General features: G+C 63.6%; 20 protein-coding genes. 10 read left to right on the top strand and 10 right to left on the bottom strand.

Translation table 11 applies throughout. The annotated features are described in order from the left end of the window. Positions 1 to 7: 7 nt before the first annotated feature. The 3 genes from C725_RS07950 to pdxH form a co-directional block, all read right to left on the bottom strand. Positions 8 to 841 carry a PhzF family phenazine biosynthesis protein gene (locus tag C725_RS07950; protein ID WP_008601751.1) on the bottom strand — a complete coding sequence of 278 codons (834 nt, stop codon included), beginning with the start codon at positions 839 to 841 and terminating at the stop codon, positions 8 to 10. Continuing rightward, positions 811 to 1,728 (bottom strand): cation diffusion facilitator family transporter, encoded by a 918-nt coding sequence (locus C725_RS07945; protein WP_008601750.1) that lies wholly within the window; start codon positions 1,726 to 1,728, stop codon positions 811 to 813. The genes C725_RS07950 and C725_RS07945 overlap by 31 nt, the downstream gene beginning before the upstream one ends. 61 nt (positions 1,729 to 1,789) lie before the next feature. Continuing rightward, positions 1,790 to 2,389, bottom strand: coding sequence for a pyridoxamine 5'-phosphate oxidase (gene pdxH, locus C725_RS07940; protein WP_038282295.1), 600 nt, complete (start codon positions 2,387 to 2,389; stop codon positions 1,790 to 1,792). Between the two features lie 190 nt (positions 2,390 to 2,579). On the opposite strand from pdxH, the gene C725_RS07935 reads away from it, so the two are divergent. From C725_RS07935 to fabI, 3 genes are read left to right on the top strand one after another with little or no spacing between them, the layout of a single operon-like run. After that, a complete protein-coding gene (locus C725_RS07935) occupies positions 2,580 to 3,560 on the top strand; it encodes a DnaJ C-terminal domain-containing protein (protein ID WP_008601748.1) in 981 nt (326 codons plus the stop codon). Then, a complete protein-coding gene (locus tag C725_RS07930) occupies positions 3,553 to 4,449 on the top strand; it encodes a YihY/virulence factor BrkB family protein (protein ID WP_008601746.1) in 897 nt (298 codons plus the stop codon). Before C725_RS07935 ends, C725_RS07930 begins: the two co-directional genes overlap by 8 nt. A gap of 9 nt (positions 4,450 to 4,458) precedes the next feature. Further along, complete coding sequence (gene fabI / locus C725_RS07925; RefSeq protein WP_008601745.1) at positions 4,459 to 5,262, top strand: enoyl-ACP reductase FabI; 804 nt, start codon at positions 4,459 to 4,461, stop codon at positions 5,260 to 5,262. A 23-nt stretch (positions 5,263 to 5,285) separates the two neighbouring features. Here the strand turns inward: fabI and C725_RS07920 are convergent, their stop codons facing one another. Together C725_RS07920 and C725_RS07915 are read right to left on the bottom strand one after the other, a co-directional pair. Further along, positions 5,286 to 6,575: a homoserine dehydrogenase gene (locus C725_RS07920; RefSeq protein ID WP_008601743.1), complete on the bottom strand. Its 1,290-nt coding sequence runs from the start codon at positions 6,573 to 6,575 to the stop codon at positions 5,286 to 5,288. After that, complete coding sequence (locus C725_RS07915; RefSeq protein WP_008601742.1) at positions 6,572 to 7,768, bottom strand: LL-diaminopimelate aminotransferase; 1,197 nt, start codon at positions 7,766 to 7,768, stop codon at positions 6,572 to 6,574. Before C725_RS07915 ends, C725_RS07920 begins: the two co-directional genes overlap by 4 nt. 126 nt (positions 7,769 to 7,894) lie before the next feature. Here C725_RS07915 and C725_RS07910 point away from each other — a divergent pair, with 126 nt between their 5' ends. Beyond that, positions 7,895 to 9,667, top strand: a complete 1,773-nt coding sequence (locus tag C725_RS07910; protein WP_008601739.1) for a PHA/PHB synthase family protein — start codon at positions 7,895 to 7,897, stop codon at positions 9,665 to 9,667. Positions 9,668 to 9,719: 52 nt separating this feature from the next. Here the strand turns inward: C725_RS07910 and C725_RS07905 are convergent, their stop codons facing one another. Continuing rightward, complete coding sequence (locus tag C725_RS07905; RefSeq protein WP_008601737.1) at positions 9,720 to 10,478, bottom strand: GcrA family cell cycle regulator; 759 nt, start codon at positions 10,476 to 10,478, stop codon at positions 9,720 to 9,722. An 80-nt stretch (positions 10,479 to 10,558) separates the two neighbouring features. Here C725_RS07905 and C725_RS07900 point away from each other — a divergent pair, with 80 nt between their 5' ends. The 4 genes from C725_RS07900 to hslO all read left to right on the top strand — a co-directional run bounded on the left by C725_RS07900 (position 10,559) and on the right by hslO (position 14,925). Then, positions 10,559 to 11,413: an ABC transporter permease gene (locus tag C725_RS07900; protein ID WP_008601735.1), complete on the top strand. Its 855-nt coding sequence runs from the start codon at positions 10,559 to 10,561 to the stop codon at positions 11,411 to 11,413. Positions 11,414 to 11,864: 451 nt separating this feature from the next. Next, entirely contained in the window at positions 11,865 to 13,067 is a 1,203-nt protein-coding gene (locus C725_RS07895; RefSeq protein WP_008601730.1) for an aspartate aminotransferase family protein, read from the top strand. A gap of 14 nt (positions 13,068 to 13,081) precedes the next feature. Then, the gene (gene argF / locus C725_RS07890) at positions 13,082 to 14,011 is read left to right on the top strand and encodes an ornithine carbamoyltransferase (protein ID WP_149864596.1); all 930 of its coding nucleotides are present in this window, start codon (positions 13,082 to 13,084) and stop codon (positions 14,009 to 14,011) included. 14 nt (positions 14,012 to 14,025) lie between these two features. Next, positions 14,026 to 14,925: an Hsp33 family molecular chaperone HslO gene (hslO, locus tag C725_RS07885; RefSeq protein ID WP_008601726.1), complete on the top strand. Its 900-nt coding sequence runs from the start codon at positions 14,026 to 14,028 to the stop codon at positions 14,923 to 14,925. A gap of 21 nt (positions 14,926 to 14,946) precedes the next feature. Here the strand turns inward: hslO and metZ are convergent, their stop codons facing one another. Next, positions 14,947 to 16,152, bottom strand: a complete 1,206-nt coding sequence (gene metZ, locus C725_RS07880) for an O-succinylhomoserine sulfhydrylase (protein WP_008601724.1) — start codon at positions 16,150 to 16,152, stop codon at positions 14,947 to 14,949. 102 nt (positions 16,153 to 16,254) lie between these two features. Between metZ and C725_RS07875 the strand changes: the two genes are divergently transcribed. Then, positions 16,255 to 17,046: an SDR family oxidoreductase gene (locus C725_RS07875; protein WP_008601721.1), complete on the top strand. Its 792-nt coding sequence runs from the start codon at positions 16,255 to 16,257 to the stop codon at positions 17,044 to 17,046. Positions 17,047 to 17,067: 21 nt separating this feature from the next. Here the strand turns inward: C725_RS07875 and C725_RS07870 are convergent, their stop codons facing one another. Then, complete coding sequence (locus C725_RS07870) at positions 17,068 to 18,306, bottom strand: multidrug effflux MFS transporter (protein WP_008601718.1); 1,239 nt, start codon at positions 18,304 to 18,306, stop codon at positions 17,068 to 17,070. Positions 18,307 to 18,451: 145 nt separating this feature from the next. Here C725_RS07870 and C725_RS07865 point away from each other — a divergent pair, with 145 nt between their 5' ends. Beyond that, positions 18,452 to 19,927: an MATE family efflux transporter gene (locus C725_RS07865; RefSeq protein ID WP_008601716.1), complete on the top strand. Its 1,476-nt coding sequence runs from the start codon at positions 18,452 to 18,454 to the stop codon at positions 19,925 to 19,927. A gap of 6 nt (positions 19,928 to 19,933) precedes the next feature. Here C725_RS07865 and C725_RS07860 read toward each other — a convergent pair whose 3' ends face one another. Further along, the gene (locus C725_RS07860) at positions 19,934 to 23,092 is read right to left on the bottom strand and encodes an efflux RND transporter permease subunit (RefSeq protein ID WP_008601714.1); all 3,159 of its coding nucleotides are present in this window, start codon (positions 23,090 to 23,092) and stop codon (positions 19,934 to 19,936) included. Then, positions 23,089 to 24,171, bottom strand: coding sequence for an efflux RND transporter periplasmic adaptor subunit (locus C725_RS07855; RefSeq protein WP_038282432.1), 1,083 nt, complete (start codon positions 24,169 to 24,171; stop codon positions 23,089 to 23,091). The genes C725_RS07860 and C725_RS07855 overlap by 4 nt, the downstream gene beginning before the upstream one ends. Positions 24,172 to 24,371 lie beyond the last annotated feature (200 nt).

Here is a 24,371-nt window from a genome sequence, read left to right as displayed (position 1 = left end):
GCCCCCGTTAGGGAAGAATGACCTCTCCGGCGATGACATCGACGCAGGACCCGCCGAGGACAGCCCGATCACCATCGCGGCGGCAGGAGATGTAGCCGCCGCGTTCGCTGGCCTGATACGCCTTGAAGGAATCGCGTTCCAGCCGCTCCGTCCAATAGGGCGTCAGCATGGCGTGCGCGGAGCCGGTAACCGGATCCTCGTCCACGCCGGCGCCGGGCGCGAAAACGCGGCTAACGACGTCGACCTGGCTTCCGGACTTGGCCGGCGCGGTGACGATCACCAGGACGTTGCCGATGGCGGCAAGCGCTTTGGAATCCGGCGTAAGCGAGCGAACGATATCCTCGTCGTCGAAGATAGCGAGGTAGGAATCTTCGGCGGCATTCGTGGTCACGCGCACCTCCGCGGGAATACGGCCGAGCGCCGCTACCAGCGCTGGCAGCACCGTCTTCTGCGATTCCCAAGCGGGAAGGCTCATGATGTAATGGCCGTCGCCACCGTTATCGTCCTTCGTGACTTCCAGCACGCCGGCGCCCTTGACCGTCCGGAAACGGACGCTCTGCCGCGCCTCCTCATCGCTCAGCACATGATGTCCCGCCGCCAGGGTCGCATGGCCGCAAAGTTCCACCTCAACGGTCGGCGTGAACCAGCGCAACACGAAGTCCGCCTCTCCGCTACTGTCCGGCACGTACCAGGCCGTCTCCGACAGGTTATGCTCCCGCGCGATCCTTTGCATCAGATCGTCGTCGGGAAAGCTGTCGGCGCGGTAGATCGCGGCGCTGTTTCCCTCGAACGGAGCAGCGGCAAAGGCGTCTATGTGGCGGAACTTGGCGCGATGGGGCAAAAATGGCTCTCCTCGATTTCGGATACGTCGACATGGCCGCGCGGATCGACATGAATCAAAACTTCCGTTCCGGGAAACCGGGCCAGCACCGCCCGTTCGGCGCGCTCCGCAATCTCATGCGCGGTGGCGACGCTGAGGTCGGGGTCGACCCAGATATGGAACTGCGCGAAATCTTGATGGCCCGCGCGGCGTGTTCTTAACTCATGAATGCCGTCAACGTCCGGCAGTTCCGTAACCAGATTGAGGAGCTGCTGCCGTTTCAGCTCCGGCCATTCGCGGTCCATCAGCATGTCGGTCGCCCTTCGCCCTGTTCCCCACGCGCTCCAGCCCAGCCAGACCGCGATCAGGACACCCAGCCCGGCGTCGGCACCGGAAAGTCCGAATTGCACCTCCAGGGCGAAGGCGCCGATCACGGCCAAGTTGAGGAGGAGATCGGACTGATAATGCAGCCGGTCACTCTCGATCGCCAGAGATCCCGTGCGGCGGATCACGCTGCGCTGATAAAGAACGAGCGCGAGCGTTACGAGGATCGCGAACAGAGAGACGCCGATGCCGAGGGCGGGTGCCGTGACCTGCCCTGTCTCTCCGCGCGCCAGCCGCACGGCCGCCCGTACGACAATGACGGCCGCGCTGAGGAAGATGAGGACGGTTTGCACCAGAGCCGCGATGGCCTCCGCCTTGCCATGGCCGAAACGATGCTCCTCATCGGCTGGCTCGGCGGCGACGCGAACGGCGAAAAACGTGAAGATCGAAGCTGCCAGATCGAGCGCGGTATCGGCCAGCGAGCCGAGCATGGCCACCGAGCCCGTGCCGTGGGATGCCCACGCCTTGGCGCCCATCAGCACGGCGGCGGCGGCAATGGACGCACGTGCCGCCCGTCGGGTCAAGCGCGCGCGGTTCGGCTGCTGGCGGCATGTCTCTGCCGTACCGGAAGCGAAGGCTGGCTTGTCAGGGATAGAGCATTCCCTGCGTCCAGGCCTCGTCGCTGCCGGACTTACGACGATAGGTGTAGCGCTCGTGAAGGCGGTCGCGTCGGTCGACCCAGAATTCGAACGCATCCGGGACCAGTCGCCAGCCATACCAGTGCGGCGGTCGAGGCACTGCGTTCCCGCCAAAGTCCTTGTCAAAATCCGCCGTTCGCCGTTCCAATTCTTCGCGGCTTGGCAACGGGCGCGATTGCAGGCTGGCCCAGGCGCCGATCTGCGACCCACGCCCGCGCGAGGCAAAATAGCGGTCCGCTTCTGCCCCCTTTACCGGATGTACGCGTCCCTCGATCCGGATCTGGCGGCGGAGGGATTTCCAGTGAAACAGGAGCGCCGCCTGCGGGTTGGCCGTCAATTCCTCGCCCTTCCGGCTTTCGGCATTGGTGTAGAAGACGAAGCCCTCGTCCGACACATCTTTCAAAAGCACCATGCGAACCGAAGGAGATCCGTCGGCGCGCGCCGTCGCAAGAGCCATGGCGTTCGCATCATGGGGCTCTCCTGCCTCGGCTTCCGCGAGCCAGCGGCTGAAAAGGACGAAGGGGTCGTCGGGTTGTGCCTGTGTCATCACCGTTCCTGTAGGTAGAGCCGTGCCTCGCGGCAATATCGCCCGTCCATGCCGGACAATTGCCGCCGTACCGGTCTCTTATGCGCCGATCTCTCGTCTTGCGAAGCGTCCCGGTCCTGCCTACATCGGCGCTGTGTTGCGAGAGTGCAACAGTGGATAAACTACCAAAATTGTGTGACGAACGGACGCGATGGCTGACCTTTACGAACGGCTTGGACTGAAACGCGGCGCGGATGATGCGGCCATCAAGAGCGCCTATCGGAAGCTTGCCAAGGAACTGCATCCCGACCGCAACAAGGACAATCCGCAAGCATCGGCGCGGTTTTCCGACGTCACACAGGCCTATGACATCCTGTCGGACAAGGACAAGCGCGCCCAGTACGATCGCGGCGAAATCGACGAGAAGGGTGATCCGCGCGCTCCGTTCGGCTTCGGCGGCGGCGGCGCACGCACGCGAGGGGGCGCTGGCGGATTCGGCGGCGGTTTCGGCGGCGCGCAGCAAGGCGGCTTCGGTGGCGCACGCCAGGGCGGCGGAGACCCGTTCGGTGGAGGATTCGACGCCGACGATCTCCTGAACGAGCTGTTCGGGCGCGGTCGCGCCCAAGGCGGCCCGGCTGGCGGCGGATTCCAGCAGCAGCGACCGCGGCAAAAGGGTGCGGACGTGACGTATCGCCTGACGGTGGATTTCACGGACGCCGCGGAGTTGAGGCCTCAGCGCATCACCCTGCGCAGCGGCAAGACCATCGACGTCAAATTGCCGATCGGTTTCGAGGATGGGCAGACCATTCGCCTGTCCGGACAGGGCGAACCTGGCCCCGGTGGCAATGGCGACGCCCTCATCACGCTCGGCATTCGCGCGCACAAATTCTTTCGCAAGGACGGCGACGATATCCGCGTCGACCTGCCCGTTCGGCTGGAGGAGGCCGTGCTTGGCGCGAAGGTGCGCGTACCGACGACGGGCGGCAGCGTCATGCTGACCGTGCCGAAGGGCACCGGCGGCGGCACGGTGCTCCGCCTGAAGGGCAAGGGCTTTTCCAGGAAGGACGGCACGCGCGGAGACCAGCTCGTCACGCTGGAAATCGCGATTCCGAGGGACGATGCCGAGCTGGAAGCATTCGTAAAGGGCTGGGAGGCGGACCGCGGCCGCGATCCCCGCGCCGCCTTTGGGTGAATTTCAGGATTCCGCGCGCGTTGCCGCGCGTTCGGCGCGGCGACCGCTCACGGTTCTGAAGCGGGTCGCCGCCGGTGTTTTCGACACCGGTATGATCCATGCTGGCAATCTCGCCTTTCTGTCGCTTCTGACGCTGTTTCCGTTCTTCGTGATCATCGGCGCGACGGCTGGTTTTTTCGGCCGGTCCGGCGACGGTCTGCGCGCGATTCGTACGTTTCTGGAAACGACGCCGCCGCGAGTTGCCGACCTGCTTGCCGAGCCCATCGGCGCCCTTCTGCGCTCGACCAGCGGCACCTTCCTGACCTTTTCCATCCTCGTGGCTCTCTGGACGACGGCCAGCTATGTCGAAACGATTCGCCTGATGCTGTACAATGCCTATGGTTTCAAGGCGGTACGCCCAATCTGGCAGCGGCGTCTTCTCAGCTTCGGCATCATCATCGGCAGCGTCGTCCTGATGCTCCTGGCTTTCACGGTGCAGTTCATCCTCGCGGGTGTCGAGGAGTTCGCACTGCGACTGCTTCCCGGCGTCTCCACCGCGCTTATCAGCAGCGTGCGGCTGGGTCCGATCGCTGCCCTGTTCGTCGCCCTTTATCTGCTGTTCTTCTCGCTGACGCCGAGGGAATATCGTGCCGGGTGGCCGAAATGGCCCGGCGCGCTCGCGACCACCGCCGTATGGATCGGTGCCACCAACCTCTTGCCCTGGTTCCTCGCCAATTTTTCGAATACCGACCGGTTCTACGGCCCCCTCGCCGGAGTCATGGTGACGCTGATCTTCTTTTTTGTCGTCGGCCTGGGCTTCGTGATCGGCGCTCATCTGAACGCGGCACTGGCACTTGCAGCGCAAGACGATGTAGAGACCATGGAAACCAAAACAGAAAAAGACGGATAAGGTCGAACAATGTCAGGATTGATGCAGGGAAAACGCGGGCTCATCATGGGTCTCGCGAACGACCGATCGCTCGCCTGGGGAATTTCGAAGGCGCTGCACGAACAGGGTGCGGAGCTTGCATTCTCCTATCAGGGCGACGCCCTCAAGAAGCGGGTCGCGCCTCTCGCCGAACAGGTCGGAAGCGACTTCCTGATCGAATGCGACGTGTCGAAGATGGACGCCCTCGATACCGCCTTCGAAACGCTGCGCGCGCGCTGGGACAGCATCGACTTTCTGGTGCACGCTATCGGTTTCTCGGACAAATCGGAGTTGCGGGGCCGCTATGTCGACACCAGCCTCGAAAACTTCCTCAACACCATGAACATCTCCGCCTACAGCTTCGTCGCTTGCGCCAAGCGCGCCATGCCGATGATGCGGAACGGCGGCAGCCTGCTGACACTCAGCTACTATGGGGCCGAGAAGGTCGTCCCGCACTACAATGTGATGGGCGTTGCAAAGGCCGCGCTGGAAACCAGCGTCAAATATCTCGCGAACGATCTCGGTCCCAGCAACATCCGCGTGAATGCCATCTCCGCCGGCCCCATCAAGACGCTTGCCGCGTCTGGCATCGGCGATTTCCGCTACATCATGAAATGGAACGAATATAATTCCCCGCTTCGCCGCAATGTGACGATCGAGGACGTGGGCGGCGCCGGCCTCTACCTACTGTCCGATCTCGCATCCGGCGTGACCGGAGAGGTGCACCATGTCGACGCCGGCTATCACACGGTCGGCATGAAACAGGAGGATGCGCCCGATATCGCGCTGGACTAGCGCCGGGGCCCTGTCCCGCAGCGTCAGTCGAGCAAATCCATGCGCATCGGGGGGCTGAGGACGGCCTTCAGTTCGGTCATCTTGCGTGCGGCCTCCGCCGTGCAGCGGTGCTGCGTCTCATGCGTGATCATCGCGATGAAGACCCCGCCGTCGGCGGCCTGACCGTGCTGGATCAGGCTTTCGATGCTGACCCCGCAGTCGCGCAGAATGGCGGTCAGGTCCGCCATGACGCCGGGCTCGTCCGCGACAGCTGCTCGCAGATAGGAGCGGCCAGTGCCGGCATCGTGATCGCCGGCGGACACGGCGCGCAGGCTGGCGGCGGGCACGCCGAAGACGGGCTGCTGCTCGCCCCGCGCAATATCGATGATGTCGGCGACGACGGCGCTGGCGGTGGGCCCCGCACCGGCGCCGGCGCCCTCGAACGTCAACCGGCCGACGAAATTGCCGTCCGCAACAACCGCATTCAGCGAGCCGGTGACTTTCGCGAGCGGGTGCGAAAGCGGCACCAGAACCGGATGCACACGCTGCAGCAGACGGCTGTCCTGCAGCCGCGCCTCTCCCACCAGCCGCACCCGATAGCCCAGAGCGGCGGCACGTTCGATGTCGACCGCCTCGATCTCCCGTATGCCCCGCGTCTCCACCTGGTCGAAGGCGATTTGCGTTCCGAACGCCAGGCTGGCGAGAATGGCCAGCTTGTGGGCGGCGTCGATGCCATCGATGTCGAAACTGGGATCGGTCTCCGCATAGCCAAGATCCTGCGCCGCCTTCAACACGTGCGCAAACGGCGCACCGTTCGATTCCATGGCCGACAGGATATAATTGGATGTGCCGTTCAGAATGCCGAACAGGCTGGAAATCTCGTTCGCGGCGGCGCCGCCGCCCAGCGCCTTTATGACCGGAATGCCGCCGGCCACCGCGGCCTCGTACTTTAGCGGCAGACCATGTGCCTCGGCGAGCTCCGCAAGCTCCGCGCCGTGATGGGCGACCATCGCCTTGTTGGCGGTCACGAGGCCCTTTCCGCCGGCCAGGGTCTTGCGCGCCAGGGATACGGCCGGACCGTCCGCACCGCCGATAAGCTCGACGACGACGTCGATGTCGTTTGCGGCCGCCATTTCGCCGGCATCGTCCTGCCAGCGATAGGCGGACAGATCGGCGCCGCGATCCTTGCTGCGCGACTTCGCGTTTACCGCCACAATGTCGATGGGCCGGCCAGCACGCGCCGCGACCAGATCACGATTCTCGGTCAGAAGGTTCACCACCCCGACCCCCACTGTACCGAGACCCGCTATGCCGATACGGAGCGGCTGCGTCATTCCGCGGCCTCCCTTTCCTGTTTCTGAAAGAATGTCCTGATCTGCCGCGCCGCCTGCCGAATACGCTGCTCGTTCTCGACAAAGGCGATGCGAACATGGTTCTCGCCCTGCTCGCCGAAGCCAACGCCGGGCGATACCGCCACATGCGCATGCTCGATCAACGCCTTGGCGAAGCCAACCGCCCCCATATGTGCGAAGCGCTGGGGCACGGGGGCCCAGATGTACATGCTGGCGTTCGGGACCGGCAGATCCCAACCGGCACGACCGAAACTTTCGACCAGCACGTCGCGTCGGCGCCTGTACATGTCCCGCCGCTTGGCGATTTCCTCCTCCGGCCCGTCGAGCGCCGCGACGGCGGCGACCTGAATCGGTGTGAAGGCCCCATAGTCGAGATAGGATTTGACACGCGTGAGCGCGCCCACCAGCTCTGGATTGCCGACGGCGAACCCGATCCGCCATCCCGCCATGGAGAAGGTTTTCGACAGGGACGTGAATTCGATGGCCACGTCTTTCGCGCCGGGAACCTCGAGAATGGAGGGCGGCGGATTGCCGTCGAAATAGATCTCGGCATAGGCAAGGTCGGAGATCACCCACAATTCGTGCCGCTTTGCGAAGGCCACGACCTCCTTGTAGAAATCGAGATCGACGGTTTCCGCCGTCGGGTTCGACGGATAACCGATCACCAGCACGGTCGGCTTGGGAACCGTGTAGCGCATCTGATGCTCGAGCGACTGGAAGAAGTCGGGCCCCGGCGACGTCGGAATGGACCGGATCGTGGCACCGGCGATGATGAAGCCGAACGCGTGGATCGGGTAGGACGGATTCGGGGAGAGGATGACGTCCCCCGGCGCGGTGATGGCCTGCGCAAGGTTGGCAAGCCCCTCCTTCGATCCCAGCGTCACGCAGATTTCGCTGTCCGGATCGAGATCGACATTGAAGCGCCGCCGGTAATAACGCGCCTGCGCCTTGCGAAGGCCGTCGATTCCGCGGGAGGCCGAATAGCGGTGCGCCTTCGGATCGCCCGCCACCTGCGCCAGCTTGTCGATCACGGCCTGCGGCGGCGGCGTGTCGGGATTGCCCATGCCTAGATCGATGATGTCCGCGCCCGCCGCCCGTTCTGCCGCCTTCATCTTGTTCACCTCGGCGAACACATAGGGGGGCAGGCGGCGGATGCGGTAAAATTCGTCGGTCATGGAAAGGCTCTGAAATCCCGTTGAATGGTCCTTGGGAAAGGCGCAAGCTCACGCCGATTACAAGCCTTTCGCCTTAAACATTGCGGAATCGGCTTGGCGAGTAAAAAGGTTGGGAGGCCGCCCGGAATGAGTAACAAACAGCCAGAGAGCCCCGATTCCGCAGAAATTTTCGAACGAATCACCTATCTCTCGGGCAAGGCCCAGCAGATGCTCCTCGACTTCTGGACACGGCAAGAGGCACCGGCGGCACTCACCGGCGACCCGTTCGGCATGACGAGCCTGTGGCCGGCGATGACCAATGCTGCCCTTTCAGACCCTCTGCGACTGGCGCAGATGCAGTTCGACTACATGCAGCAGGCCGCCGGACTGTGGCAGGGTTTTCTGAGCGGCGACGTTCCGGAAGGGGCAGAAGGTGGCGCCGTACGCGACAAGCGCTTCGGCAGCGAGGCGTGGGCCTCCGCACCTGCATTTCAGTTCATCAAACAGGCCTACCTCCTGACCAGCCGCTACATCATGGAAAGCGTCGGCGCACTGGAGGGGCTAAGCCCACGCGAACAGGAAAAGGCGCGCTTCTTTACCCAGCAGTTCGTCGATGCGCTGTCGCCGTCCAACTATGCGCTGACCAATCCCGACGTCCTGAAGGCGACGATCGACAGCGGCGGAGAAAATCTACTGCGAGGAACCGAACATCTGCTCGACGATCTGCAGCGAGGCCGCATGAAGATGACGGATGAGAGTGCATTCGAGGTCGGCGTCAACGTCGCGGCCACGCCGGGCAAGGTCATCTTCGAAAACCGACTGTTCCAGCTGATCCAGTATGCACCCGCGACGGAAACGGCCTACGAAGTTCCGGTTCTGATCTTTCCGCCCTGGATCAACAAGTTCTACATTCTGGATCTGACACCGGAAAAGAGTTTCATACGCTGGTGCACGCAGCAGGGCCTGACCGTCTACGTCGTCTCCTGGAAAAATGCCGACGAAACCCTCGCCGACGTCGAACTCGACCATTATGTGCGCGAGGGTTTTCTGACCGCCATTGACAAGGCAATCGAAAATACCGCTGCGCCGGCCGTACACGTCATCGGCTATTGCGTGGCCGGAACCTCGCTCGCAGCAGTGCTTGCACTCATGGAAGAGCGCGGCGATGGCGCGAAGGTGCGGAGCGCGACATTCTTCACTGCGCAGGTCGATTTCGAGGATGCGGGCGACCTGAAGCTGTTCGTCGAGGATAGCGAGAATGCCAGCTTCTACGGCGAACTGAGCGAAGGCCGCGGCTATCTGGACGGACGCTACATGGCGACGACCTTCAACATGCTGCGCGCCAACGATTTGATCTGGAACTACGTGGTCAACAACTATCTGCTGGGAAAGGATTATTTCCCATTCGACCTCCTGTTCTGGAATTCCGACGCCACCAATGTTCCAGCAAAATGGCACGCCGCCTATTTGCGCGACCTTTACCGCGACAATCTGCTGGCGGAACCCGGCGGCATCAGCATCGACGGAACCGCGATCGATCTCAGCACGGTAAAGACGCCGACCTATATTCAGGCGGGTAAGGAGGATCATATCGCCCCCCTACGCTCCGTCTGGAAGCTGACACGGCATTTCGCAGGGCCGATACGCTTCACGCTGGCCGGCAGCGGGCATATCGCAGGCGTCGTCAATCCCCCGGCCGTCGAAAAATACCAACACTGGACCCTGGAGGGCACACTCCCGGAAACGCTGGCTGAGTTCCAGGATGCCGCCACCGAGCATAAGGGCTCCTGGTGGCCGGACTGGCTAAACTGGATAACACCGCTGTCAGGCGAGCAGAAACCTGCCCCTCAACCCGGCGAGGGCAAGCTGGACGCCCTGGAGGATGCGCCGGGTCGTTATGTGAAGGAACGGATTGCCTGATGCTTAGGCAGGGCGCCAATGGCCGCCCTGCCCCATATTGTCGACTGCGAACCTAGCGCGGCCGGGGAAGGTTCGGCATCGGAGTCCGGCCCGGACGGTCCTTGCGTGGCTGCTGCGCCTGGTAAGCCTCGGCGCAATGCTTGTTGCAGTAGGGAAAGCCCGGCTCCGATGCTTCACCGCAGAAGTGGAATTCCGGCTCGCCGGGGTGCCCGATCGGCCATTTGCAGATCTTCTCGCTCAGATCGAGCAGCGACGTCTTGTCCTTGATCTTGTCACTGCGCGGCGCTGGCCGCATGGGCTTTTTCGGCGCCGGACGCGGAGCGGGACGCGGATCATGGATTTGGATGCGGGGGGCGGGCGTCGAACTCTGATCGACGTCGCTACGTGCCGAAAGCGGCACCTTAGGCTGCAACGGAACGGCGGGATCCACGCCGGCGTCCGCCTGTTCTTCACCTTCTATTTCCGCATCGACCTGCCCAAGGGGCTGCGCAGCCTTTACAGGCGCAATCTCCGCCGCTGGCGCTGCCGGTTGCGGCTTTGCAGCCTTAGGGGCTTCGCGTTCCTTCTGGGCTGGGGCCTGCGCAGCGGCCTTTTTAGGCTTTGCGGCCGGTTTTTCGGCAGGGCTGCCGGCTTTCTCACCGCTCTTGTCGGCCTTCACCGGCGAGGGCCGTTTCTCGAGCCCGAGCCGGTGCGCCTTGCCGATCACGGCATTGCGGCTGACACCGCCCAGTTCCTCCGCGATACGGCTGGCGGGATGTCCATCTTCCCACATCTTCCGCAGTGTCTCGATGCGTTCATCGGTCCAGGACATTCGTGCGACTTTCCCTAAATGATAAGACTGGTAGCCCGCCGCTTGCGGACCGGCAATTGCAGCATTAGGCGCTTCCCCGGATGACCGACACGACCGACAGCGCTGCCCGAAGGCATTCCAATACGCCGGCGCGGGCGGAACCGGGGGAACCGCTGATCCCGTTCATAAACTGGCGGGGCCTCGCTACCCTATACATGAAGGAGGTGCGCCGTTTCTTCAAGGTCCAACTCCAGACGATCTGGGCGCCGGCCATCACCACGCTCCTGTTTCTGGCGATCTTCACGGTCGCGCTGGGCCGCGGCGACCGGGTGGTCCTCGGCATGCCCTTCAATCACTTCCTGGCGCCGGGCCTCATCATCATGGGCATGATCCAGAACGCCTTTGCGAACAGCCAGTCGTCGCTGCTGATCGGCAAGATCCAGGGCACCATTGTCGATGTGCTCATGCCGCCCATCTCGACGGCAGAACTGCTGACCACCTATGTCGCCGGCGCGGTCACGCGCGGCTTTCTGGTCGGCCTGGCGGTATTCGGCGCCATGTGGCTCTGGCCCGACCTGCAGCCGCACATTCGCGAACCCTGGGCCGTTCTGTTCTTCGGCCTGATGGGAACGATGCTGCTCAGCCTGCTGGGTGTGATCACAGGGCTCTGGGCGGACAAGTTCGACCATGCGGCGGCCGTCACCAACTTCGTAATCCAGCCTTTGTCGCTGCTATCGGGCACCTTTTATACCATCGACAGACTACCGCCCTCTGCTCAGGCGCTCAGCCTCGGCAACCCGTTTTTCTACATCATCGACGGATTCCGTTACGGCTTCCTGGGTATCGCCGACCATCATCCCGTCCTGCAGGGCGCGGTCGTTCTCCTTGTCCTGAACGGCGCCCTGTTCGCGCTCGCCTATTGGCTGCTGTCCACGGGCTGGCGCATCAAGAGCTAGGCACAAGCTCCAGCCAGAACCGCTCCCCTACGCGGGCGCAGCGCGTGGGCTCGCCTTCGGACGAACCAGCGCGCCTCCGCCGGCATTTGCGCCGGTTCCAGGCGTTCGGCGGCGCTTACCGCCTCCGCCCACGCGTCGGTTTCGCCATTCAGCCGGGCGAGATCGAAGCGACTGATCCGGGCTTGCCAATCGGTCGTCGCCGGCGGCGCGCCCGGAGCAAGCTGTTGCAGGCGGGGAGGGTGGCGAGCGCAGCCGCCGCGCAAGGAACTTGGCAGACTATGACGAAAGAAACGTCCATCCGCATAAACCGGATCTGCGCAAGGAGCCCTGCGTTTGACTTGCCCGGGGGGTCGCTCCTATCTGAATGGGGCAAAAGGGCACGCACCGCTTCGAATTGCGGAGGGTGCCTTTCGCCGTTTTGAGTCCCCTCGCAAGAAGGAATGTCCCCGCAATGACCATCCCCGCCCTGATGCCGACCTATGCGCGCTGCGAAGTCGAACCCGTAAAGGGAGAAGGCGCCTATCTGATCGGCAAGGACGGGAAGCGCTATCTGGACTTCGCCAGCGGCATCGCGGTCAATATTCTGGGGCACAGCCACCCCCATCTGGTCGAGACGATTCAGAAGCAGGCGGCCACGCTGATGCACGTTTCCAATCTCTACTCCGTTCCCGCCCAGTGGGAATTGGCGCAGCGGCTGGTGGACCTTACCTTTGCGGACACGGTTTTCTTTACGAATTCGGGGGTGGAGGCCTTCGAATGCGCGGCGAAGACGGCCCTCGCATACCAGCACGTCTCCGGCCATCCCGAGCGCACGCGCATTATCACCTTCAACAATGCCTTTCACGGGCGGTCCATCGCCGCCATTTCCGCCACGGGTAGCGAGAAGCTGCGCGTGCCGTTCGAGCCGTTGCCGGACTGGTCGGATTACGCGCCGTTCAACGATCTTGAGGCGACGAAGGCGCTGATCACCGACAAGACCGCGGCGATCATGGTCGAACCCGTGCAGGGCGAAGGCGGCATTCTGCCGGCAACGCCCGAGTTCCTGCAGGGGCTGCGTGCCCTTTGTGACGAGCACGACCTGATGCTGATCTTCGATGAAGTGCAGTGCGGTGTTGCGCGTACGGGCACCTTGTTCGCGCATGAGCAATATGGCGTGACGCCCGACATCATGGCCGTTGCAAAGGGCATTGGCGGCGGTTTTCCTCTCGGTGCCTGCCTTGCCAGCGAAAAGGCGGCAGTCGGCATGACGGTCGGAACACACGGGTCGACCTATGGCGGCAATCCGCTGGGCATGGCCGCCGGCATGGCGGTTCTCGATGTGGTTGCGGAGCCTGACTTCCTCGCCAATGTGAAGCGTCTCGGCGAGCGTTTGGTGCATGCGGTCGAGCAGATGATTCCCAATCATGACGACCTGTTCACCGGCATTCGCGGCAAGGGCTTGATGCTGGGACTGCAAATGACCGAGGCAACGCGTCCCTTCGTCAACTTCGCGCGGCAGTACGGCATCCTGACGGTTGCGGCCGGCGACAATGTCGTGCGCCTGCTGCCCCCCCTCAATATCGAGGAGCCTCACATTGAGGAGGCCGTTTCGAAATTGTCGGAGGCTGCCACCGCCTATCGCAAGGCGAAGGCTGACGGCACGCTGCCCGGCTAGAGAGACTGGACCCGATCATGCCAAGCTTCCTCGACCTCGGTGAAACCGGCGCCGTTGCCGTCCGCGCCATCCTGGATGCCGCACATGCGCGCAAGGCCGCTCGGGCCGGACGACCGAAGGGCGCCCCAGACGACGATGCCCCGCTCGCAGGGCATGTCCTTGCCTCGATCTTCGAGAAAAGCTCGACACGCACGCGGGTTTCGTTCGACATCGCCATGCGCCAGCTCGGCGGCAGCGCGATCACCCTGTCGTCGGGCGACATGCAGCTGGGGCGCGGCGAGACGGTCGAAGATACCGCCGCCGTCCTGTCGCGCTATGTCGACGCCATCGCCATCCGCACCGATCACCATGCAAAGCTGACCGCCCTTGCCCGCGCCGCTTCGGTCCCGGTCGTCAACGGGCTGACGGACGACACGCACCCCTGCCAGATCCTGGCGGATGTGCTGACGGTCGAGGAACGGCGCGGAAAGCCCGTCGCCGGCACGACATGGACATGGCTTGGCGATGGCAACAATGTCTGCCACTCGCTGATCGAGGCGGCAGCGCTTCTCGGCTTCACGCTCAGGCTGTCGACGCCGCCCGCCTATGACCCTGACGCCCGCTTCGTTCGCGCCGCGGAAGCGATGGATGCGAAGATCGAGGTTGTGCGCCACCCGCAGGAGGCAGTTGAGGGTGCGGACGTGGTGGTTACCGACACCTGGGTGTCGATGGGCGACCGCGACCGTAACAAGCGCCTGGTCGCGCTCGCGCCCTTTCAGGTCACGGAGGAGCTGATGCGCGCAGCGGCACCCGATGCGCTGTTCCTCCACTGCCTGCCGGCGCACCGCGGCGAAGAAGTGACGGCGGAGGTCATCGACGGCCCCCAGTCGGCCATTTTCGACGAGGCAGAGAACCGCGTGCACGCCCAGAAGGCCGTGCTGCTCTGGTGCCTCGGTAGGATTTAGGAGGTCGAGCGCCCATGGAGAACGCAGCCAGCCAGATCGCCGCCGAACGCACGGAAGATGTCGTTCTGGGCTTCACAATCCCGGACAGGTCCGGGCGCGGCCGCATCCTGAGACTGGGCGACGCCCTGAATGCAATTCTGGCGGCGCACGATTACCCAGCGCCGATCGCAAAGTTGCTGGGCGAGGCGCTGGTACTGACCGGCCTTCTCGGTTCGATGCTGAAGCGCGATGAGGGGCAGACAACGGTTCAGGCGAGTGCCGAGGGCGGCGCCATCGACCTTCTGGTCTGCGATTACCGCGCAGGAGAACTGCGTGGATATTTGCGCTTTGACCCGACATTGCCGCTCTCCGAAGCGCCGAGCCTCCGGGACCTCGTCGGAACCGGCTATCTGGCCGTGACCATCGAACCCTCGGCCAGTGAGGAGCGCTATCAAGGTATCGTCGAACTCAAGGGGGAATCCCTGTGTGATGCGTTCACGGCCTATTTCGATTCCTCCGAACAGATACCGACGCTGCTTCGCGCCGACGTTCGCTGGACCGAGGATGGCTGGCATGCCGGCGGTCTCCTCCTCCAGCACCTTCCCCGCGGCGAGGAGGGCGGCGAGCGGCTGCATGCGGTCGACACACGTGCGGACTGGGAACATCTGGAAACGCTCGGCGCGACAGTCACCAGGGACGAACTGAGTGATCCGGCCCTGCCGCTGCAGACCCTTCTCTGGCGTCTCTTCCACGAGGACGAGATCCGCGTCATCCCCGCCATCCCGCTGTCGCGTGGATGCCGGTGCAGTGTCGCCATGATCGAAAATCGCCTGTCGACGCTGTCGGACGAGGAAAAGGCGGAAATTCGCAGTCCGAACGGCACCGTCGATGTGGATTGCGAATTCTGCTCCCGCAAGTTTACGGTGCGGGTCTAGGGGCGAGCCGGAATCGGCCGGCTAAAGCCCGACCGTCCTCAGTGCCGGATCCAGATCCTCGATCAGGTCCTCAGGATCCTCGAGGCCGATGGACATGCGCAGCATTCCCTCGGTAATCCCCATGTCGGCGCGCGCCTCTTCGCTGATGCCGTAGTGAGTGGTCGAGGCGGGATGCGTGCACAGCGTGCGGCTGTCGCCGATATTGTTCGAAATGTCGATCAACTCGAGCGCATCCAGAAAGGCGTGCGCCTGCGGGCGATCATCGAAAAACAGTGCCATGATCGTCCCCCCTGCCGTCATCTGCTGCATGGCAAGGTCGTGCTGCGGGTGCGAGGTGAGACCGGGATAGAGAAGCCGCGGCAGACGCGTATCAAGGAAGCTGGCGACCTTCAGTGCATTCGCCGATTGATGATGCACGCGCAGCGACAGGGTTTCCAGGCTCTTAAGAACAACCCAGGCATTGAACGGCGACAGGATCGGCCCCGTGTTCCGCTGGAAGGGCAGCAGCACGTCGTTGATGAACGCCTCGTCTCCCAGAACGGCGCCGGCGAGGACGCGGCCTTGCCCATCCATCATCTTCGTCGCCGAATAGGCGACGACGTCGGCGCCCATGTCGAGCGGACGCTGCAGGATCGGCGTCGCAAACGCATTGTCGACGACGAGCCTGGCCCCAACCGCATGCGCCCGCTCTGCCACCCCCGGAATGTCGATAATCTCGAGCGTGGGGTTGGCCGGTGTCTCGAGGAAGCAGACCTTCGTATCTTTTCGGATCGCCCGCTCCCACGCGCCGAGGTCGCGCCCGTCGATCACCGTCACTTCGACACCCAAGCGCGGAAGCAGGCTGTCCGCCAGCCAGCGGCACGATCCGAAAAGCGCCCGGGCAGCGACCATGTGATCGCCAGCCGACAGCTGTGCCAGAAGCGTTGCCGTCATCGCCGCCATGCCCGATGCCTGCGCGCGGCAGGCCTCCGCCCCCTCCATCAGGCACAGCCGCTCCTCCAGCATCGCCACCGTCGGATTTTGCAGGCGGGAATAGGTCATTCCGGCATCATCGCCACGGAATCGCGCCGCCGCCGTTTCCGCCACGTCGTAGCTGTAGCCGCTGGTCAGGAACATCGCCTCGGAGGTTTCGCCGAATTCGCTGCGTAGCGTGCCGCCACGCACGGCCTGTGTCGCGGGGCGCCAAGTGCGCGTGATACTGCGGTCATGTCCGGTCTTGTTCTTCATGGCGCCCGCATGCCGCGCCGCTGCGCTTCGGTCAATTGGGCTAGGTGCGACGCGGGCGCAGGGTTCGTATGGGGACTGTGACCATATGCAAAGGAGGATCACATGGATATCGCCAAGCTCTTCAGCCTGGAAGGACGCACCGCTCTCGTCACCGGCGGCTCACGCGGGATCGGACGAATGATCGTCGAGGGCTTCCTGGGCGCTGGTGCCAGCCGCGTCTACATTACCGCCCGCAAGGAAGATCAGGTCGCCGCGACCGTTCAGGAGCTTGGCGAAAAGGTCGTGGGCATTCCCATGGATATCTCCACCCTGGAAGGATGCGCCGCGTTGGCGCAGGAGATCGGATCGCGTGAGGACAAGCTCGACATTCTGGTGAACAATGCGGGCGCAGCCTGGGGCGCTGACTATCTCGACTTCCCGGAAGGCGGCTGGGACAAGGTCATGGACCTTAATGTGAAGTCGCTCTTTTTCCTGACGCAGGCCCTCCATGGGTCGCTGACCGCAGCCGCCACGTCAGAGGCGCCGGCGAAGGTCGTGAATATCGCCTCCATCGACGGCATGCGCCTGAACGGCATGGAAACCTACAGCTACCAGGCATCGAAGGCCGCCGTCATTCAGTTGACGAAACGCATGGCGGCCCGGCTGGTAAGGGATCACATCTATGTAAACGCAATTGCGCCAGGCGCCTTCGCCAGCGACATGAACCGCGCCGCGCGGGACCATGGCGGTGCATTGTCCGGCGGCATTCCGGCCGGCCGCATCGGAGAGGCGGAGGATATGGCTGCGGCCGCGCTCTACCTCGCCAGCCGCGCGGGGGACTATGTCATCGGCCATACGCTGGTCGTCGACGGCGGGCTCGTCCATGCCGCGCTGCCGGGCTCCGGCCCCAGTTGACTGGGCGGTCGGCGTGCGCGGTCAGACGGTCGCGCGCGCCAGCTTTCCCCGTTCCGTGATGGCGACTATGGAAAGCGTGCTGAACCCAAGGACCACGAACCCGGTCACCACCGGAATGACACTGCCGTCATACTGGCTGCCGATCGTGTAACCGATCAGGCTGGCGAGGGTGGTGGTCGCGAAGCCGAAGGCCGCGCTGGCGCTGCCCGCGACATGACCCAGCGGCTCCATGGCGAGCGCGTTGAAGTTCGAGCCGATGAAGCCGAAGCAGGCGAAGACCAGCGCGAACAGCGGGAAGAACAGGTAGAGCTGCTCTCCAAAAACCCGCATCACGATCAGCAAGAGCGTTGCGAAGCCGATGAAGCCGAACAGCGCGAAATGGCTCATGCGGCGCATGCCGAACCGCTCTACAAGCCGCGAATTCGTCAGGTTGGCGCAGGACATGGTGACGGCGATGCCCGCGAACCACAGGACGAACGTCCGCTCCTGCCCGAACACCTCCGTGAAGATTTGCTCCGCGGAGCCGATGAACGCGAACAGGGAGCCGAAGATCATACCGCCCGCCAGCATGTATCCGCGCGCCGACCGGTTGCGGAAGACTTCGGCGTAGGCGGCGAAGGAACTCGCCCAGTCCAGCGGACGGCGACGCTCCTCCGGCAGGGATTCCGGCAGGCGGGCCTGGATCCAGAAGAAACAGGCGATGCCCGCGACGACGAGAACGCCGAATGTCCATTCCCAATGCCCCGTGAACAGCACGAGTTGGCCGATGGACGGCGCAAGGATCGGCACGACCATGAAGATCGTCATGACGAGAGACATGATCCGCGCCATTCCGCGTCCTGCGAACATATCCCGCACGATAGAGACCGCGACCACGCGAACGCCGCTTGCCGCCACACCCTGGAAGAAGCGCGCGGCAAGGAGCATGGTAAAGCTGCCCGCGAACATGCAGATCGCGCCCACGATGGAATAGGCGATCAAGCAGAAGGAGAGGACGGGCTTGCGCCCGAAGCGGTCCGAGATCGGACCGAAGATGAGCTGCGGAACGCCAAAGCCCGCCACATAGGCATAGATAACGAGCTGCTGCTTGTTGGAAGACCGCGCGGCATCCTGCGCCACCACGTTCATCGCCACGGCGATCTCGCCCAGCGCAGGCAGCATAACGTCGATGGCAAGCGCATTCAGCGCCATCAGGAACGCCACCATGACGACGAGTTCCCCCGTTCCGATACCCGTGACGGCCGGCCGCTGAATATCCATTTTCCGATCCTCTCGTCTCAGCGGAATGCTGCAAATGCGAAGGCGTTCCGCCTCGTTACGATGCGTGGCTCAGATGTCCAGTGGGTGTGACCACTGTCACATATGCGCTCTTGGCTCGGAGAGAGGGCACGAGCAGGATCGAGGTATGAAGGACATTCCGGCCCGCAGCGCGAACGCACCGATGCAGCCTCGGCAACGCGATCTTACCCAGGGGCCCATCGGGCGGACGCTTCTGGCCTTCGCCGTCCCGACGCTTGCCTCCTCGGTTCTGCAATCGCTGAACGGATCGGTGAATGCGATCTGGATCGGACGCTTCCTCGGCGAGGATGCGCTCGCCGCCGCCACGAACGGAAACATCGTCATGTTTCTGTTGGTGGCCTTCGTCTTCGGCTTCGGCATGGCCGCCACCATCATCATCGGCCAGGCGTTCGGCCGGCGCGATCTGACGCTCGCCCGGCGCACCGTCGGAACGGCCGTCGGGGCCGGCGTCGTGGCCGCCACGATCATGGCCGTCCTCGGCTGGTTTGTATCGCCCTGGCTTCTCGACCTGATGGGTACGCCCCGCAGCGTCGCCCCCCTCGCCCTCGCCTATTTGCGAATGATCTTCGTTGCCATGCCGCCCATGATGGTGACGACGATCATCATGATGGCGCTACGCGGCGGGGGCGATGCCCTTACACCCATGTGGTTTATGGCGCTGACCGTCATCATCGATATCGCGCTGAACCCGCTGCTGATCGCCGGCATCGGTCCCTTCCCCGCGCTCGGTATCGCCGGTTCGGCTTTGGCGACGGTCATTGCCGGATATGTCGGCCTCACGGCCATGCTGTTCTTTATCTATGCCCGCGACCTTCCCCTGCGCCTACGCGGTCCGGAGCTTCGCTATCTCATGCCGGCACGCGACCTCATCCCCGTGATCGTCAGGAAGGGCGTTCCCATCGGTTTGCAGATGATCGTCATTTCATCCTCCGCGCTGGCGATGCTGGGCCTCGTGAACCGGGAGGGCGTGATGACCGTCGCCGCCTACGGCGTGGCGCAGCAACTCTGGACCTATGTGCAGATGCCGGCCATGGCGCTCGGCGCGGCGGTCAGCGCCATGGCGGCACAAAATATCGGCGCCGGGCGCTGGGAACGGGTATCGCGGATCACAGCACGGGGCGTGGTCTACAACCTTGCCATGACAGGCGCGCTGGTGGCGCTTCTGACGCTGTTCGACCGGCCGGCCCTGGCCCTGTTCCTGGGTACGGACAGTCCCGCCATCCCCATCGGACAACATATCCATCTGCTGGCGACATGGAGCTTCATCATGTTCGGCGTCACGCTCGTGCTGTTCGGAACGGTGCGCGCCAATGGGGAGGTCGTGGGTCCGCTGATTATCCTTTTTATCGGCATGTATCCCGTGCGGCTGGGTCTCGCCGTCGCGGCCTACCCTCGGTACGGCGCCGACGCATTATGGCTCAGCTTCCCAGCCGGCTCCCTGTTTATCGTCTGCGCGGCGTGGCTGCTCTATCGCTACGGCAAATGGCGCAATACCGACCTGGTGCCCCCGGACGAGGAAGAGCTGCGCGAGGAGGCAATGGCCGCCTGCGAACCCGGCGGCGCCATATCGCCCTCTGGCTGATCGGCGTTATTCGGCCGGCTGAGGAGCGGTATCGGCGTCCATTCCGCCGCCACTGCGCTCCCGCTCCTCGATCTGCTCCTCGAGCTGACGTGTAACGGCCTCCGGGCTCGAGGTGCCCCGCGCCAGCAGCCAGTAGAAGGCGGGAATGACGAGCAGCGTCAGCACGGTGGAGATCGAAACCCCCCAGACGATCACCGTGCCGATCGCCTGCCGGCTGCCGGCACCCGCACCGTGGGCGATCATCAGCGGAACGGCGCCGGCGACGGTTGCGATCGAGGTCATCAGAACCGGACGCAGCCGGCGCTTCGCAGCCTCCAGGATGGCGCGGTCAAAACTTCGTCCCTCATCGCGAAGCTGGTTGGCGAACTCCACGATCAGGATGCCGTTCTTCGCCGCCAGCCCGACCAGCATGACCAGTCCGATCTGCGAATAGAGATTGAGCGTACCGCCCATCATCAGAAGCCCGAACACACCGCCGCCAATGGCCAGCGGCACACCGAGGACGATGATCAGCGGACTGACGAAACTTTCGAACTGCGCGGCGAGCACGAGGTAGACGAGAACGATCGATAGGCCAAGCACCAGCCAGATCGACCCGCCGGTCTGCTTCAGCGCGCGGCTTTGCCCCTCGTAACCGATCGCCGCGACCTCGGGCAGCTGCATTGCCTCCTGCTCCAGGAAGTTCAACGCATCACCCAGTGAATAACCGGGTGCAACCGTCCCGGAGAGGGTGATGGAACGCAGCTTGTTGAATCGCGGCAACTCCCCCGCCTCGGCCCGTGTATCGAGCGAAACGAGCGCACTCAGCGGAACGACGTCTCCTGCTCGGCCGCGCACGTACACGCCGGCCAGATCCTGCGGCGTCACGCGATCTTCGGGTTCCGCCTGCATGATGATGTCATATTCCTCACCGCGATCGATGAAGGTGCCGGCCTGACGCGTGCCCATCATCGATTCCAGCGTGCGCCCGATCTCTTGCGTGGAGACGCCGAGATCCGCGGCCCGGGTCTTGTCGACATTGACGATCAGCTGCGGACGGGTTTCCTGATAGTCGGATTCAAGCGTTCCGATACCCGGATAGTCTGCCGCGACGAACAGCGCGTCCCTCGCGCGCGCCAGTTCCTCATACGTGTCGCCGGCAATGACGAACTCGATCTCCTCGCCGCCGCCAGACCCCAGTCCCCCGCCAACGGATACGAACGCCCGCGCGCGCGGATAGGAAGACAATACGGTGTTCAATTCATCCGCCGTTTCCTGCGTGGACATTGTGCGGTCGGCCCAATCCTTCAGGAAGATGATCATGCGGCCCCCGGAAAAGTCCCCCGTTGGCCCCCAGCTGTCGGGCGCACGCAGCAGAACACGGCGAATTGGGACGCTTTGGTCGTTTCCTTCGCCATCCACCAGGGGAGATGTGAGGCGCTCCATATCGTCCATGACGCCGACCAGCCGGTCCCAGCCGGCCCCTTCGGCGATGCTGACGTTGCCGAAGATGAAGCCGGTATCTTCCTTGGGCGCGAGTTCGCTCTGCAGCGTGGAAAAGGAAATGAAGGCAAGCGCGCCAACCAGCGCGAACGTCACCCCGCCGACGATGAAAGGACGGCGCACCAGCTTCGAAAGCACGCTTTCATAGCGCTGGCTGCCCTTCTCGAAATTGCGGTCGATGAAGCGCGACAAGCGGCTTGGCGTTGCTCCGCGTTGCAGCATGTTGGCGCACATGACCGGGATCAGCGTCAGCGAGGTGAACGTCGAAATGGTGATCGATACGATCATCGTCACGGCCAGGTCGCGGAACAGGAGGCCTGTATTTCCCGGCAGGAACATCAGCGGCAGGAACACCGCGATGGTGACGGCGGAGGTGGCAAGAACGGCGAACCCCACCTGCCGCGCACCGGCAAAGGCAGCGAGGAGGCGCCGCTCCCCCTGCTCGATGCGGTGATAGATATTCTCCAGAACCACGATCGCGTCGTCGACGACGAGACCGATCGCCAGCACCATGCCGAGCAGGGTCAACAAGTTGATGGAAAGTCCGAAGATCCACAGTGCGAAGAAGGTGCCGATCAGACTGACAGGAACCGTCACGGCCGGAATAACGGTCGCGCGTATCGATCCCAGGAACAGGTAGATCACGAAGACCACCAGGATCGCCGCGATGATCAGCGTTTCCCAGACGGCATCGATGGCCTTGGCGATAAAGACACTGGAATCGAGGCTGATGCCGATCCGGACGCCGTCCGGCAGCAGGGGTTCCACCTCCGCCATACGAGCTTTCACGCCCTCGGCGACCGAAAGCGTGTTCGCGCCGGACTGGATTACGATACCGAGCCCCACGCCCGGCTCACCATTCGAGCGGAAATAATCATATTCGTTGGAGGATCCGAGCTCGACACGCGCAACGTCGCCGAGCCGCAGAAGCGACCCGTCATCGCCGCGGCGAACGACCAGTTGCTCGAAATCGCGCACGCTCTGATACGCACGGGCCACACGCACGGTCAGGTTCGTACCGCTCGACTCCACACGGCCGGCGGGCAGTTCCACATTTTCGCGGCGAAGCGCAGTCTCGATATCCCCCGGCGTCAGCCGATAGGCAGCAAGTGCACGGCGATCCATCCACACACGAATGGCCGGCCGGGCGCCATTGACGCGCACCTGCGCAACGCCGTCTATGGAGGAAAAGCGGTCGACGAGAACCCGGTCGACATAGTCGGCCAGCCAAAGACGGTCGCGCCCCTCGCCGGTGACGTTCAGCCACATGACCGGCCGCGCATCGGAATCGACCTTGTTGATTTCCGGCGGGTCTGCCTCTTCGGGCAGATTGTCGAGCGCCCCGGAAACCCGGTCGCGCACATCGTTCGCCGCATTGTCGACGTTCCGGTCGGGCGTGAATTCGATGGATACGTCGGCGCGGCCGTCCCGAGACGTAGAGCGGATCGTGTCGATCCCCTCGATGCCGGCAATACGGTCCTCGAGAAGCTGGGTAATCCGGCTTTCGACAACGGTCGCCGCAGCGCCGGGGTAATTCACGTCGACCGACACGATGGGCGGGTCGATGGATGGATATTCGCGGATGGGAAGCTGTAGAAAGCCGACAATTCCGGCCAGCACCAGAAGCAATGAAAGAACGACCGCGAAAACCGGCCGCTTTACGGAAACGTCCGATAGCTTCACAGGGCGGCCGGGCCGCCAGCCGGGGCATCCTCGCCCTTGCGGTCAGGGAAGGTCGCCGCAACGCCAGCGTCGTCGCGCACGCGCACGGTTCCATCGGCGACGATGGGTGTGCCGCGGTCAAGGCCGCTCAGAACCTCGATCATTCCGCCCGAGCGCATGCCGGTCTCGATGGAGGTGCGCCGCGCGATATTCTCGTCGTCGATGACGAAGACATAATTCTGATCGCCCTGCGAAATGATCGCGGTATCGGGCACCGCCAGGGACGTACGGGAATCGGACACGACATCGACGGTCAGCAGCATACCGGGGCGCAGACGGCGATCCGGGTTCGGAAGGACGGCGCGAACGGTGACGGAGCGGGTCATGGGATCGACGACCGGGCTGATGCCGTCAATGGCTCCGCGAAACACCTCCCCCGGATAGGCGGCAGCGACGGCCTCGATGGACTGGCCAACCTCGATTGCGGAGAGGAACTGTTCCGGGACGGTGAAATCCAGCTTGATGCTTGAAATGTCGCTCAACGTGGCGATCGGCGCGCCTGCATTGACGATCGCGCCGTCGGAAATCGTACGCAGCCCCACGATTCCGCTGAACGGCGCGCGGACGACCCGGTCGGAGATACGCGAGCGGATTGCCGACGCATCGGCGCGCGCGGCATCGCGCTCCGCCTCCTGCTGTTCCAGGCTGGCACGGGTCGCAAAGCCCTGATCCTGCAATTCCTGCAGGCGGGTCAGCTGCTGCTGGGCCTGCCGGGCACGCGCCTCGACGGCCGCCAGGTCCGCGGACTCTTCGCCACGCGAGAGTTGCGCCACGACAGCACCCTTGGAAATTTCATCCCCATCATCGAAGAACAGGCGTTCTATCCGTTCCGTGACCGGCGCCGTCAGAACCGTTTGCTCATTGGCGTAGGCCGTTCCGACCGCCTCAATCGACTGGTCGAACGTCGCGCGTTCTACATAGTCACCGATGACGGCAGGAGCCGAGCTTTCAGCCTCAGGCGAGCCGCTGCCCTGACTGCCACAAGCGGGCAGGAAGGATATCAGCGCACCCAAGGCTACGGGAAAAAGCAAACGTCTCAAAATTTCGCGTCCAGTGGCCAAACGGGTCGGGAACGCTTCGCAATAAACGAAGCTGCGCAAATGTCAGTAGCGAATCTGTCGCCGGATTGCACCATTCGTGCGATGAATGGAGGCGACAAACCTTGGCGTCACTGACAGGTGCGCAGCGCACGATGGTCCGCCTATGCTATACGTAGGATGAACATTTCGACGAGGGGGGA

The sequence above is a fragment of the Pacificimonas flava genome (assembly GCF_000342165.1).
GTDB lineage: Bacteria > Pseudomonadota > Alphaproteobacteria > Sphingomonadales > Sphingomonadaceae > Pacificimonas > Pacificimonas flava.
Note: the sequence above shows the minus strand (reverse complement) of the source record. Positions and strands in the feature narration are given on the sequence as shown.